The 14,927-nt window shown below is 44.7% G+C and carries 8 protein-coding genes, 1 tRNA gene and 3 pseudogenes; 5 read left to right on the top strand and 7 right to left on the bottom strand.

Annotated elements, in window-relative coordinates; all coding sequences use genetic code 11:
* The first annotated feature begins 33 nt into the window (after nt 1–33).
* Nucleotides 34–792 (top strand): hypothetical protein, encoded by a 759-nt coding sequence (locus tag AC0IYG_RS18850; protein WP_471712638.1) that lies wholly within the window; start codon nt 34–36, stop codon nt 790–792.
* A 22-nt stretch (nt 793–814) separates the two neighbouring features.
* Here AC0IYG_RS18850 and AC0IYG_RS18845 read toward each other — a convergent pair whose 3' ends face one another.
* The 4 genes and pseudogenes from AC0IYG_RS18845 to AC0IYG_RS18830 form a co-directional block, all read right to left on the bottom strand.
* A complete protein-coding gene (locus AC0IYG_RS18845) occupies nt 815–1,876 on the bottom strand; it encodes a 6-bladed beta-propeller (protein WP_471712637.1) in 1,062 nt (353 codons plus the stop codon).
* A 71-nt stretch (nt 1,877–1,947) separates the two neighbouring features.
* Nucleotides 1,948–2,820 (bottom strand): 1-phosphofructokinase family hexose kinase, encoded by an 873-nt coding sequence (locus AC0IYG_RS18840; protein WP_471712885.1) that lies wholly within the window; start codon nt 2,818–2,820, stop codon nt 1,948–1,950.
* Between the two features lie 268 nt (nt 2,821–3,088).
* Nucleotides 3,089–4,334, bottom strand: a pseudogene (gene clpX / locus AC0IYG_RS18835) (ATP-dependent Clp protease ATP-binding subunit ClpX).
* 268 nt (nt 4,335–4,602) lie between these two features.
* Nucleotides 4,603–5,277, bottom strand: coding sequence for a ClpP family protease (locus AC0IYG_RS18830; RefSeq protein WP_471712636.1), 675 nt, complete (start codon nt 5,275–5,277; stop codon nt 4,603–4,605).
* A gap of 250 nt (nt 5,278–5,527) precedes the next feature.
* On the opposite strand from AC0IYG_RS18830, the gene AC0IYG_RS18825 reads away from it, so the two are divergent.
* A complete protein-coding gene (locus AC0IYG_RS18825) occupies nt 5,528–5,908 on the top strand; it encodes a helix-turn-helix domain-containing protein (RefSeq protein ID WP_471712635.1) in 381 nt (126 codons plus the stop codon).
* 56 nt (nt 5,909–5,964) lie between these two features.
* Here the strand turns inward: AC0IYG_RS18825 and tig are convergent, their stop codons facing one another.
* On the bottom strand, nt 5,965–7,314 hold the full coding sequence (tig, locus tag AC0IYG_RS18820; protein WP_471712634.1) for a trigger factor: 1,350 nt from the start codon (nt 7,312–7,314) through the stop codon (nt 5,965–5,967).
* A 165-nt stretch (nt 7,315–7,479) separates the two neighbouring features.
* A tRNA-Leu gene (locus AC0IYG_RS18815) sits at nt 7,480–7,561 on the bottom strand.
* A 169-nt stretch (nt 7,562–7,730) separates the two neighbouring features.
* On the opposite strand from AC0IYG_RS18815, the pseudogene AC0IYG_RS18810 reads away from it, so the two are divergent.
* The 3 genes and pseudogenes from AC0IYG_RS18810 to AC0IYG_RS18800 all read left to right on the top strand — a co-directional run bounded on the left by AC0IYG_RS18810 (nt 7,731) and on the right by AC0IYG_RS18800 (nt 12,019).
* A pseudogene (locus AC0IYG_RS18810) lies at nt 7,731–10,020 on the top strand (RelA/SpoT family protein).
* Between the two features lie 128 nt (nt 10,021–10,148).
* Nucleotides 10,149–10,712, top strand: a complete 564-nt coding sequence (locus AC0IYG_RS18805) for a Fur family transcriptional regulator (protein ID WP_471712633.1) — start codon at nt 10,149–10,151, stop codon at nt 10,710–10,712.
* A gap of 11 nt (nt 10,713–10,723) precedes the next feature.
* Entirely contained in the window at nt 10,724–12,019 is a 1,296-nt protein-coding gene (locus AC0IYG_RS18800; RefSeq protein ID WP_471712632.1) for an adenylosuccinate synthase, read from the top strand.
* Nucleotides 12,020–12,071: 52 nt separating this feature from the next.
* Here the strand turns inward: AC0IYG_RS18800 and AC0IYG_RS18795 are convergent.
* Nucleotides 12,072–14,927 (bottom strand): annotated as a pseudogene (locus AC0IYG_RS18795) (DEAD/DEAH box helicase); the annotation flags it as partial.

The raw sequence follows: 14,927 nt of genomic DNA, 5'->3' as shown, positions 1-14,927 counted from the left end.
TAAATTTGTGATCGAATTTTACGCACCACCGCATTGTCTGATCTGCTTTTGGCCAAAATCCTGCTCATGCCTCCCTTGATTGCAGGCGTTACACTCGCTGTACGAAAATGGGGTGAAGGCCTGGGCGGCTGGATCGGAGGATTTCCCTGGGTCGCGGGACCGATTTCATTCTTCATTGCATTAGAGCACGGCCCATTGTTTGCTGCCTCCACAATCACTTCGGCATTGCTGGGGTCGGTCGGGACTATTCTTTTTGCGCTGGTTTATTCGATCGTTTCGTCACGACTTTCGTGGTTACCAACCGTTTTGATCAGTTATCTGGTCTTTTTCATTGTGGCAGTACTGTCATTAGGGAACACGATTTCGCTGATGGCGGCAGTTGTGTTGAATCTGGTCGTGCTTACGGCAGTTTTATATTTTTTTCCAAAACCAAAAGGAAAAGCGGAGGCGAGGAAACAGCCCGTTTATGACATTCCGCTCAGAATGCTTGTTGCAACGTTTTTTGTGGTGTTACTAACGCAGGCCGCCGATTATCTCGGCCCGACTTGGAGCGGCATATTGACGCCTTTTCCGATCATGACGTCTACATTGGCTGTTTTTACACATTCGCAGCAAGGTTCGGACGCAGCAGTTCGGATCCTTTATGGATTACTTTTGGCAGGATATGGGTTTGTCGCTTTCCTGGTCGGCGTCGCATATCTCGTGCCGACCATGTCCATCGGTGCAGCTTACGGAATTCTGACCATAGGAACAATGGTGATCAATGGCATTACCATCAGGCTGATCCGCTGAGAAGCGACTCAGCCTGATCTTCTCAAACTCTTTCCAGCTTTACGGGATAAGTCTTTTTCGCATTCCACTGGCAAACGTAAATGTTCTCATCATTGTCGACACAAACGTCGTGGCAATGCATGAAAATCGGTTTTTCTTGCACCATCAATTGCAGCTTGCCATTTTCATAAACAGGTTTCGTGCCGCCTGGGTTGGAAATTACTTTGTTGTTTTTATCAATAATCGTTACGAAACCAGAGTCAGGTGTTTGGTTGAGATAACGCAGGCGAGACCAGCAGACGCCAGCAAAAAGCGTGTCTCCATGAAATACGGGCCGACAAACAAATGCACCCGGCAGAAATAATGTGCTCAGATATTTTCCGTCCAGCGTAAATTTTTTGAAAGCATTATGTGCCCGTGATGTCACGAGCAGGGTAGGATTGGCCTTATCGCGGTAATCGATTGCAATTCCGTGCGCAGTTGAGAACTGGGCATCTCCATCACCTGATCCGCCAAATTTGTCGATAAATTCGCCTTTTTGATTGTATCGCAAAATCCATTGCGAGCCGTAACCGTCAGCAACATAAATGGTTCCATCCGGCCCGATTGCAGTTTCAGTGGGTTTAAATGGATCGGCTTCCTTATATGCGCCTACTTTGGAAGGATGCTCAATGGTCAGCAGGATTTTTCCTTTCAAGTCCGTTTTAAAGACTTTTCCAATGTTTGGGTCACAAATGAAAAGGAATTCTTCGCCGTTTGCATTCCAGAGCGTCAGTCCGTGCCCGCCTGGAAATTCGTGTCCCCAGGTTTCGAGCAACTTACCCGAGCGATCGTAAATGAGAATGTTGTTTTTAACCTCGTCACCCACCATGATGAGCCTGCCTTTGCTGTCCTGCACCATTTCGTGACAATTGTTGACAGGAAATTTAGCAGCATCCAGATTTCCCCAGCCTTGGTGCACTTTGTATTTATAAGCGCCATGACCAATGACTTCCCCGTCTACTTTCGGCTTGGCGTGCAAAATGTAAAATGGCTTGAAAGTCAGGGCAGCGGCAGTAACGGCTGTCAGTTTCGCAAAGTCGCGGCGGGTTTGTTTTTCAGGCATGACGGATGTTTTCTATGCAAAAGGCGCGGGCAATAATTTCTTACTACTTGGCACTTTTGCACACAAAAACCCTAGCTCGCGGAGTAGCGCTTTCCGTAACGGTTCAGCCAGTCCATCAATCGGTTAACATCCTGCATTTTGAACAGCTCGCTTCCGGAGTTCATTGTTGCGGCAGTTCCGCAGGCAACGCCCATTCGCACCGCCTCGCGAGGAGATTTTCCCTGTGATAATGTCCATATAATGCCCGCAAGCATGCTGTCGCCGGCGCCTACGGTGCTTTTTGGTTCAACTGGAGGAGCTGGAATATGTTCGACCTGATCTTCGGTTACGAGCATAGCGCCCATTGCACCCATGGAAACGACAACGATTTCGCATTGACCGCGAATAATAAGCGCTCTTGCGGCATCATCAACTTCATCGAGCTCTAATTTTTCAACCCCTACCAGCTCACTCAGCTCGTCAATGTTCGGTTTCAAAAGGTAAATCCCTGCCTCGGTTGCATATCTGAGCGCGTCGCCAGAAGTGTCCGCAATGAATTTGGCGCCTTGCTGATTTGCAATTTTGGCAATCTGACCATAAAAATCAGCTGGAACGCCGGGAGGAAGGCTTCCGCTTGCGATAATGTAGGAAGGCTTCGGATCAAGTTCTTCGAGGGTTTCCAGGATCGCACGCACCTCGGTTGGCATCATTTCGGTTCCTGGCATTCCAAACCGATATTGAAATCCTGTGCTGGTTTCCAAAACGTGGAAATTTTCGCGCGTCCATTGTTTGGTTTCAATCACCATTGTTTCCACACCTTCGGCTTTTACAAGCTTATGCAGCCTCTGGCCCGTAGGACCGCCGATTGTAAAAATGGCGATCGGGTTTCCACCCAGTCTGTGCACGGCTTTGGCAACATTAATTCCTCCTCCGCCCGCCTCAAAGTTGGGCGCGTCGCAACGCAGTTTATTGTCAGGGACAATGCGTGAAACGTTCGAACTTTTATCGAGGCAGGATTTATGGTTAGCGTTACAATAGGGCCGGTTGCCATATAATTACAATTGCGTGAGTTAAAAACCGAATAGTAGGATTACTTATCCAACGAATTTACGCGAATAAAGCAAAAAAACTGATGTCGCCAGCGTGCGGTACAAAATCTTCACACCGGCAACAAATAAAACGCTCTGCATTCCCTAGTGGATTGCAGAGCGTTTCTAAATTCCGATTTACTTTTTATGCTACGGAGCGCAGCAAAGACATGGATGATTTCTCAAACTTGTCTTTTGCATAATCAAGCGAAAGCGTAAATTCTTTTATGTCCTTTTGCGAAGGAAGATCGAACATTGCATCTGTCATGATCGACTCGCAAATGGCGCGCAAACCGCGGGCTCCCAGCTTGTAAGTCATAGCCTGATCCACAATGTAGTCGAGAACGGCTTCTTCGAAATGAAGCGTGATGCCTTCCATGGAGAACAACTTCGCATATTGTTTTACCAAAGCATTTTTTGGCTCAGTCAAAATTCTCCGCAAAGTTTCGCGATCCAATGGATTCAAGTGCGTCAAAACTGGCAGACGACCGATCAGCTCGGGAATTAAACCGAAAGATTTAAGGTCCATTGCTGTTACATAGCGCATCAGATTTCCTTTATCAAAAATTTCAATAATGCGATTGTCACCGGAAAAACCGATCGGGCGCGTGTTAATGCGTTTTCCAATATGTCTTTCAATGCCATCAAAAGCGCCGCCGCAGATGAACAGAATATTTTCTGTGTTCAAAGTGATCATTTTCTGATCCGGGTGCTTGCGACCTCCTTGTGGCGGAACATTAACAGACGAGCCTTCCAATAATTTCAAAAGTGCCTGCTGAACACCTTCGCCGCTTACATCGCGTGTGATCGAAGGATTATCCGATTTTCTTGCGATTTTATCAATTTCATCAATGTAAACGATTCCGCGCTCCGCCGCTTCCACATTATAATCAGCAGCTTGCAGCAATCGGGTCAAAATCGTTTCAACGTCCTCGCCCACATAACCCGCTTCTGTAACAACAGTCGCATCCGCCACGCAGAAAGGAACTTGCAGAATGCGTGCTATAGATTTGGCAAGATATGTTTTGCCAGTTCCCGTTTCGCCCACCATGATAATGTTCGATTTTTCGATAACAACATCATCGTCGGTAACAGCTTGGTTAAGGCGCTTGTAATGGTTGTAGACTGCAACCGCCAATGAGCGTTTTGCTTCGTCCTGGCCAATTACATATTGTTCAAGAAAGTGCTTTATTTCAGCTGGCGGGATTGGTTTAAGCTTCGGTAACTTCGTCTTTTTCTCCTTTTTGTCTTCTTTCGACCCCAGCTCCTCCGTAATTACCTGATGTCCCTGCGCGATGCAGTGATTACCGTATATGTGCGTCGATTCCGGAAAGTAATAAATCTACTTCGTTTTTTTTACGTCCGCAGAACGAACAACTTACTTGTGCCATTGATTTCTTTATCGTTTTGAATTTTACCGGTCGTAATCGAGGTCCGCAGTCTGTGAGCGCCAGTCTGTGAAAGGCTAAAACCGGAACCCAGTTAACAAGAAGACTGAATTTATTGTTTCAAAAATCTTGCCGACCTTTCATCCCTGTAGTTATAATTATACAAATTTCCGGTTTTTTGTCGGGGTTACCAAATCGACCCGGACCCTTATAATAAGAACCGCCCGGGCAGAGGACCTGTCCGGGCGATTTCAAAGGCATATGAGATTGCTTATTTATCTCTTGTCAAAACTTCGTCAATTAAGCCGTATTCCTTTGCTTCTAAGGCTTTTAACCATTTGTCACGATCAGAATCCAATGCGATTTGCTCAGCAGTCTGACCCGTGTGGTTAGCAAGGATTTCGTACAATTCGTGACGTAATTTTACGATTTCACACGTTGTAATTTCAATGTCAACCGACGTGCCTTGTGCACCTCCCGAAGGCTGGTGAATCATTACACGCGCATGGGGAAGTGCGGATCTTTTTCCAGCCGCACCGCCTGCCAGAAGCACTGCACCCATAGAAGCCGCAAGACTTGTACAAACTGTCGCAACGTCAGGACGCACATATTGCATGGTGTCATAAATTCCCAAACCTGCGTAAACAGATCCACCCGGGCTGTTAATGTACATCAAAATGTCTTTTTTGGCATCAGCTGATTCAAGGAACAACAGCTGGGCAACAATAATGTTGGCAATGTTGTCGTCAACACCTGTTCCCATAAAAATAATGCGGTCAGCCATCAGGCGGGAGAACACATCTACTTCACGGAAGTTCATCGGACGCTCTTCGATGACCGAACGCGTCATATTTTCAACTGTGTGGTTTACGTAGCCGTCAACTGTAAGGCCATTCATTCCAAGGTGGTGAACGGCGTATTTTCTAAATTCATTTCCGTGGTTCATCGATCAACTTAAATTTTAATTGAAGTAATAATAAAGGGCAAATAAGTAAAAGAACAAAAAGCGCTATATGTTAGTTTCTGATAATAATCCGGCCTCTTTATTCTTTGGTTTTCACAAAATTGATTATTTCATTGAATAATCCTTGTCTATTGAAGCGATAAATTATCGAAAATTGCGAGAGTCAGCAAGCGGGCACCTTGATTACATTGCATTATGAATTGATTCAAAAGCAGAATAAAATACAATGGCTATGAATGTTGCATCAAACTTATCTGAGCGAATCAGGCTCATCCGGCTGCAAAAGGGCCTTTCGCAGGAAAATATGGCTGATATGCTGAGCTTATCGACCACGGCATATGGCGATCTGGAAAGGGGAAGAACCGAATTGTCGGTTTCCAGAGTAGAAAATATTGCCAAATTACTAGACGTCCCGCTTCCTGAATTACTGGGTTTCGATTCGCTGACCATGTCTGAAACAGAATGGCTTCGTCAGGAAAATACGAGGTTGCTGGCAGAAAACAGGAGAATGCAGAATGAACTCGATCAATGGAAGGTGAAATTCCGTCAGTGGTTCGGCGACGGGATTATCCGGCATATTGGCGAGGAGCGCGAACGGATTGGCTTTAAATAAAAAACACCGTCCACGCCTTGGCGTGGAACGGTGAAAAAAATGTTTTTTGAAACTGGTTAAGCGGCTACTTCTTCGCCTTTGGCCAATTTCTCGAATTCGCTTACTTCAATGGTTTGCTCATCTGTAGAAACCTGGTTACGGATAATGTCCATCACCTTGTTATCAAAAACCTGATTGAACACATTGGTATAATTATCACGCTCTTTGTCAGCAAGGTAACCTTGTGCAACGCGGTCAATTGTTTCATTCATGTTATCGTCATCGCCGTAGATTCCGAACTGTCCTTTTACCATGTTGCGGGTAAATTCAAGGATTTCAGGATATTCTACTTTAATGCTTTCACGATCAGCGATCTTATTTTTGATCAAGCTCAATTTCAATGATTTTTTGAAATCCTCGAATTGCTCTTCGATGTGCTCACGCGTGAATTTTCCTTCGTTTGTGCGCTCTAACCAGTCTTTCAAAAAGTCACCTGGCAGTTCGATTGTAATGTTGTCAAGCAATGCATTTTCGATATCGCGGCGAAGCAATGCTTCTGTTTCGCGCTCGTAGTTGCCTTTGATGATTTCCAGAAGCTTTTCGTTGAATTGCTCTTCGTTCTCCACTTGTCCCGGTCCCAAAACTTTATCAAAAAGGTCCTGAGTTAATTCCGAAGCAGCTGAACGCGTAATGTCTTCAACAACCAATGTGAAATCGCCCGAAAGCTCACCAATGTCTTCTTTTTTCTTTCCGGTTACATGCGCAATCGCAGCTTCGTCAGAAAATGTATTTTGAATGTCAAAAACAACTTCGTCGCCTTTCTTAACGCCGATGAATTTTGAAAGTGAATCCGCATTAACCTGTTTTGTAGGAATTGCAGTGCGGGTTGTGAACTCAGAAGATTCTTGTTTCAATTCTCCGAAGATCATGTCGCCTTCTTCGCTAACCTCAGGGTGAATGTTTTCTGCAAAACGCTCACGCAGGCTTTCAACTGTTTTAGACAATTCTGCATCGTCCACATTAATGGTGTAACGTTTTACAGCAGGAAGCTCTGATAAATTAACTTCAAAATCGGTTGCAACGCCCAGGTCGTAAATGAATTCCAGCTCGCTTGGGCTGTCCCAGTTTACTTCGGCAGCTTTTTCACGGTTGGGAACAGGATCGCCCACCACCTGCAATTTGTTTTCTCTGATATAGCTGCTTACCGCAGTGCTCAGGAGGTTGTTCACCTCGTCAACCAGAATGCTTTTACCATACATGCGCTGAATCACATGGGATGGCACTTTACCCGGACGGAAGCCTTTCAGGTTAACCTTTTTGGAGTAATCCTTGATCGTCTTATCAATTTTTGGCTGATAATCGTCTTTGGTCAACTTAACTTTGAGAGAGGCTAATGTCGGCGAATTTTGTTCTAATACAACTTCCATGTGTCGCTTATGCTATGGTAAATACCTTTAAGATTAAATAGAAAAGAAAAACAAAAATGCCCTCAAAACTAAGTCCTGAGGGCATTTGACGGGTTTTACTTCGGAGCAGCTCATTTTTCTTATCGAGATAGGAATCTTGACGCCCCGTCATTCCCTTGTTAATCGTACGGGCGGAGGGAATCGAACCCCCACGCCTTGCGGCACTAGATCCTAAGTCTAGCACGTCTACCAGTTCCGCCACGCCCGCTCACTTATTTCCTTTTTTCGACGCCTTTTGTCGAATTGGGAGTGCAAAGGTATTCTTATTTTTTAGATAGATCCAAACTTTTTTAAAAATTTTATCTTCGGGTAAAATTAAATTGAAAAATGTCGCCGGAATTTGTTATTTTGGTAAAGCATACCAATTAAATATCTCAGTGGAGCAACTCGTTGAACCCCTCGCCATTGATCTGGAACAGGAGCGTAAGGATATTCTCAAAAAATACCGCAGGTTATTACAACAGCCAAGCCCTTTCTAAAAGACAATGATGCCAAATTAATAAAAAAAGCCTTTTACACCTCCGTTGACGCACATAAAGATATGCGTCGCCGGTCGGGTGAACCTTACATATATCATCCGCTTGCCGTTGCCCAGATCGTCGTTGAAGAGATCGGATTGGGGACGACGGGGATTGTCGCAGCCTTGCTGCACGATGTTGTTGAAGATACGGACATGCGTATCGAGGACATTGAGCGCCTTTTTGGAAAAAAAGTGGCCAAGATCATCGACGGACTTACCAAAATCTCAGGAAGGTTCGAATATGGAACCTCTCAACAAGCGGAGAATTTCCGGAAAATGCTCCTTACGCTTTCAGATGATGTTCGTGTGATTTTGGTAAAACTTGCGACCGGCTGCATAATATGCGGACGCTGGACAGCATGCCGCGGGACAAACAGTTGAAAATCGCGTCTGAAACGATCTTCATTTACGCGCCGCTTGCGCACAGGCTTGGACTTTACAGCATTAAGTCTGAGCTGGAAGAGCTTTATCTGAAATATACTGAGCCGCAGGAATATCGCGCCATTGCCCGGAAGCTGAGGGAAACCAAAGGCATTCGTGATCGCTTCATTGCGAAATTCATGGAGCCAATTGCGCAGGATCTGGAAGCTGCCGGATTGAATTTTATCCTGAAAGGTCGTCCCAAATCGATTTATTCGATCTGGAATAAAATGCGGAAGCAGAACAAGCCTTTCGAGGAAATTTATGACCTCTTTGCCATCCGCATTGTCTTAGAATCTTCTGCGGAGAATGACCGGGAAAAAGCCATTTGCTGGCAAGCATATTCCATTGTTACTGACCATTATAAGCCAAACCCGGATCGTTTGAAAGACTTCCTGAGCACACCGCGTGCGAATGGTTATCAATCGTTGCATTCAACGGTTATGAGCAAAAGCGGTCAGTGGGTGGAAGTGCAGATCAGGACTTCGCGCATGGATGAGATTGCGGAAAAAGGATACGCAGCGCACTGGAAATATAAAGGCAATGACACCAAGGTCCGCGGCAACATTGAGCAGTGGATTACGCAGGTTAGGGAGACACTGGAAAATGGTTTTGGTGACAAAACAGCCGCAATTGAGTTTCTGGATGAGTTTAGAAGCAACTTTTTCAATGAGGAGGTTTTTGTTTTTACGCCAAAAGGAGAGCTTAAAGTGCTGCAAAGCGGTGCAACCGCACTGGATTTTGCATTTGATATTCACTCCGAAGTCGGTGCACATTGCATGGCTGCGAAGGTGGGCGGCATATTGGTTCCGATCAGTTATGTGCTCAATAACGGGGATCAAATAGAGATTATCACATCCAGCAAGCAAAAACCAAACGAGGATTGGCTGCGGATCGTGGTTACTTCCAAGGCCAGGGCGCGGATTAAGGATTTCCTGAAAGAAGATAACCGCCGTTACGAAACAGACGGGCGTCAACTCGTTGAGAAAAAGCTGAAAATCCTTGGCATCGAGCTTACAGCCGAAGTTGTAAATCAGCTCAGGGCGTTTTTTGAGTGTAAAACAGCAGCCGATTTTTTCTACAGGATCGGAAAAGGATACATTCAACTTGATGAATTAAAGCGATTTAAGAGAGATAAAGAAGCCAAGGAGCGCAAGGCAACTGATAACAACAATGCAGTGCCCGCACCAGCGCCCGGGGCAGGTGATGGCAAGACATTAACCAAGTTTCTCAAACACATTCATGGCGACCGGGCAGACAGCGACACGCTGCTGATCGGCGATGACATGGATAAAATTGATTACAAGCTTGCTCCATGCTGCAATCCGATTGCGGGTGATGACGTTTTTGGTTTTGTTACCATTAATGAAGGAATCAAAATCCACAGAACAACTTGTCCGAACGCTGCGGAGCTGATGTCGAAACACGGAAACCGCATTATTAAGGCCAAGTGGGAATCGGGTAAAGATGAGGCATTTCTGGCAGGACTTTATCTCTCGGGAACGGACCGGGTGGGCTTGGTAAATGACGTTACCAGGATCATTTCAAACGAGCTGCACATCAACATGCGCGGGCTGACCATTGATACAAAAGATGGCGTTTTTAATGGTGATATTAAGCTTTATGTGCAGGATACCAAGCACTTGGATATTTTGATCAGCAAGCTGGAACAAGTGGAAGGAGTCTATAATGTGCAGCGTTTCGACACAAACCTCAGCGGAAAATAGCCGCAGTGAACGATTAGCATGCTGACGTGTTATTGAATTGTAATTTAGCAGGATAGTGACAAGTATGCCTGTGAGAGTGACTGTGATTTAAGTAAAAAAGCGTATTTTCGCGCAAGAATTTTTGAGATATGCCACAAGCCAGCAAACCGAATTTTGAAGCCGCAAAGAAAATCTTGACGGCTTACCTGGAAAACAAAGGATTGCGCAAAACGCCTGAGCGTTTCGCAATCCTGGAAGAGATCTACACCAGGGAAGATCACTTTGATGTGGATGAACTTTACATCAGCATGAAAAACAAACGTTACCGGGTTAGCCGCGCGACTGTTTACAATACATTGGACGTTTTAGTTGATTGTGATCTGGTAACCAAGCATCAGTTTGGTAAAAACCTGGCGCAGTTCGAAAAATCTTACGGTAACAAGCAGCACGATCACCTGATCTGCACCGATTGCCATAAAGTGATGGAATTCTGCGATCCGAGGATCCAGTCTATCCAGAACATGGTGGGCGAAATGCTGAATTTCAGCGTTATGCACCATTCGCTTATTTTTTATGGAAACTGCACCAAAGAGAACTGCCAGAACCGCGCCGAAGCACGGGAAACTTCTGCTGTTTTACGAAGACAGATAATGCATATTGGGCCGGACGACATTGATTGTCCGGCCAACCTTACACCATATTATTTTCAGTAATCATAAATTGAATGAAAGTTGACGTATTACTTGGTCTTCAATGGGGAGACGAGGGAAAAGGTAAAATTGTGGATGTCCTGGCACCACGTTATCAGGTTGTAGCCCGTTTTCAGGGAGGACCTAATGCTGGTCACACATTGGAATTTGACGGCATCAAACACGTTTTGCATCAGATTCCATCAGGCATTTTCCGTAGCGATATCCAGAATATCATTGGAAATGGCGTTGTTCTCGATCCGATCGTTTTTAAAAGAGAGATTGAGAATCTTGCAAAATATAACCTCGACCTCATCAGTAATCTGTTTGTTTCCAAAAAAGCATCGATTATTGTTCCTACCCACGCTTTGCTGGATGCTGCTTACGAGCGTTCGAAAGGTGATTCCAAGATTGGCTCAACATTGAGAGGAATTGGTCCTGCTTACCAAGATAAAGTGGCAAGATTGGGCTTGCGCGTAGGGGATGTGCTTTCTCCAAACTTTGCTGACAAATACAAAAAGCTCGTTGATGCTCATAAAGTAATCCTCGATTTTTACGCATTCGATTACTCTGAAGTGCTTCCGAAATCAGAAGAAAATTTCTTTGGTGCTATTGAATTCATGAAGCAATTCTCGCTTGTTGATAGCGAATACGTTGTAAATGAAGCATTAGCAGAATCAAAAACAGTTTTGGCAGAAGGCGCACAAGGCTCTTTGCTGGATATTGATTTCGGTTCTTATCCATTCGTAACAAGCTCCACAACCATGGCGGCCGGTGCGTGTACAGGTCTTGGGATTTCGCCAAGCCAGATTGGAGAGGTTTTCGGGATTTTCAAAGCTTACTGCACGCGTGTAGGAAGCGGCCCGTTCCCGACAGAATTATTGGAAGAAACAGGTGAAAAAATGCGTCAGGAAGGTCGCGAGTTCGGTGCAACAACCGGACGTCCGCGCCGTTGCGGCTGGCTTGACTTGCCTGCATTGAAATATGCGATCATGATCAATGGCGTTACGCAATTGATTATGATGAAAGTGGATGTTTTAACAATTTTTGATAACATTCGTGTCTGCACCAATTACCGCCTTCCAGACGGAACATTAACCGATCATTTGCCATACGACTTGTGTGATGAAACGGTTGAGCCGGTTTACAAAGATTTCAAAGGATGGCAAACTTCTTTGGATGGAATCCGTGATTTGGATGCGATTCCTGAAGAATTGCTGGCTTATGTGAAGTTTTTGGAAGAGGAATTGAAATTGCCGATCACGTTTATTTCAACCGGTCCGGATAGAGAAGCATTGATCAGCAGAGAACCTTCTGCATTGTCGGTTTAGACTTAATAATAAGATTATAATGATGTCATCCTGAGTTTCAGGATGACATTTTTTATGCCAGCAGGTTCAAAACATCTTCGCGGCTCAGTGATTTTATAAAGCCTTCTTCATTTGAAATCAAATCATCGGCAAGTTGCTTCTTCGTCCTTTGTAAGGCGAGAATCTTTTCTTCCACTGAATTTTTAGTAATAAACTTATAAGTGAAAACCGTTCTGTCCTGGCCAATGCGGTGTGCTCGATCTACGGCCTGTGCTTCAATAGCCGGGTTCCACCACGGGTCGAGGATGAAAACATAATCTGCGGCGGTGAGGTTAAGGCCTAATCCGCCTGCTTTCAATGATATGAGGAAGATTTTGATATCATTGTTGTTTTGAAAAAGCTCAACTTGTTCCTGCCGATTTTTGGTTGCACCGTCGAGATAAGCGTATGTTATTTCCTTTTCATTCAAAAATTGTCTGAAAAGATCTAAATGCTTAATGTATTGGCTGAATATCAATATTTTATGATTTTCACCAATGGCAGTCTGCATTTTGTAAAGCACATCTTCAAACTTTCCCGAGCCAAACATATAATCCGGATCCACCATTAAAGGGTGATTGGCTAACTGTCTCAATCTGGTAAGTCCTTGCAAAACAACCAGCTGCGACTTGGAAATCCCTTCCGTATCAATGCTTTGCAAGATCAGGTTGCGGTAATATGCCTTTGCTTCCTCGTAAGCTTTTTCCTGCTCCTCGGACATGTCACAATATTGAACGCTTTCCACTTTTTCAGGTAAATCTGTGGCAACCTGAGATTTTAAACGCCTCAAAATGAAAGGCTTAATCAGATTGTAAAGTCTTTTGGTTTTCTCTTCGTCTCCACGTTTTTCGATCGGGATCTGAAATTCATCACGGAAAAAAGATTGACTGCCCAATAATCCCGGATTCACAAAAGACATTTGCGACCAGAGATCCAATGTGTTGTTTTCAATCGGCGTGCCTGTTAACACCAGTCTGTTTGCAGAATTGAGCTTCCTGACTGCTTTGGTAATAATCGATGCCGGGTTTTTGATCGCCTGGGATTCGTCCAGAATTACGTAATTGAAGCGGTAAGACTGGATCAGATCAATGTCCAGCCGCACAATGCCGTAAGACGTCAGAATGAGATCATAATTATCAAATTGCGCCGTGTCTTTTTCGCGGTTCGTGCCTGTGTAAAGCATCACGCGCATAGAAGGCGTGAATTTTTTCGCCTCCAATTGCCAGTTATAAAGCAGCGAAGTTGGCATAATGAGCATGGATGGCTCTTTTACGCCACTTTCTTTTTCGGTTTGCAGCATTGCAAGCGTCTGCACAGTTTTTCCCAAACCCATGTCATCTGCAAGGCAGCCGCCAAAGCGATATTGCTTCAAAAACCGTAGCCAATCGTAACCCGTTTTTTGATAAGGACGCAGTGTTCCTGTAAAATCTTTTGGCGGCTCAACAGCTTCAATGTGATTGAAATCACGCAAATTTTCAAGTTTGCGGCTAATCGTGGCTGTCGCCAGATGTTCCTCTTTCAACTCCTGGACCAACGCAAGGTGATGCATGCGCAACCTGAGCGGTTCATCGCCACCGTCATGTTCGGTGAAAGAGAAAAACTAGCAGAATATTTGGTAAACCACCATTCCGGAATAACTGCGATTTCACCATTAGGAAGCAGGAATTCCTTCTTGCGGTTAAGAATATAGCTCCTTAATTGAAGGAATGGGATTTCAAATTCACCGAATTTAACCTTTGCGTTAATGTCAGAACCAATCGCGCCCTTCCTGAATAGAAGAAATGTCAATCGAGGAATATCCGAGGAAATAGCGTTTCGTATCATTCGTGTTTTGCCTGACGATGATGCTTGCCGTTCTCCGAAAGCACATTAGCATTGCCTTGCAGCCATCCAAAAGCCTGTGACTTAGGCATTTGCACACTTCCATTTCGAATGTTAAGTCCCCATTCTTTGAGCAAGGCAACATTCTGACTTTCTGTTTCGATGCTGCGTTTGACTTTGTTAAATAGATAATCGTTCCCTTTTTTCTCCATATGCACGCTCGATGCATGCGCAAAGCTGTCATAATGGAAAGAGAAATTGGCATATTGAAACGACAGATCGAACGCAACATCATTATCCTCTTCTTCCAGAACTTCTACATCCGAATCCTGGAAAAGGGCCGGCGTTTTTTTCGCATTGATGTTATATTCTGAAATCGTCAGCACCGTTTTCGGCATTGATGACACATTTCTGATTTCGAACCCTCGTGCCACAACGTCGTAAGAGGCAATCAGCGGCGCGACCGAAGCGGCCATAACATTGCTCCTCCACCTGACCGGGAATCGCAATGAATTTTTTGGCCAAAAATGGTTTGATCTTTTTCCCGTCAACATGTCCTTCAAAATGAAACAAATGTCCATCCAGAACCAGCCAGGCCGGTTCTTCACATAACAAGAAAGCATTTTTATATTGAAAATCGACTTTCTGAAACTTTGTGGCGGATTGTGGGAAAATAATGCGTGTTATCCTCGTTTCTGATAAAATGAAAGCGGATTGTCGCCTTTTCCGGCTCCCAGACAACGGGTTTCCATAACGGATTTCCATCGCTGCCCATAATGAAGATTTCTTTCCCGCTCAGGCGGTACCGGGATGCCAATTGCTTTGCAATTTTCCAGATAACCTGCAATCGTCTCCTGAACTGCTTTATCGCCTTTTTGAGGGTCATATACTTTCAGGAAAAAATCGACCGCATTTAGTTTCTTGGGATTAAATTTCCGCAAAATCACATCCTGTTGAATGTCGTCGATCAGACCAACCATACTCAACATCCCGCTGATCAATGCCGGTCCTGAATTCCTTGATGTTTTTGGAAGAAATATTCTGAATTTGAAAAGAAAAGTCGCCTTGT

The sequence above is a fragment of the Dyadobacter sp. AC419 genome (assembly GCF_979253085.1).
Note: the sequence above shows the minus strand (reverse complement) of the source record. Positions and strands in the feature narration are given on the sequence as shown.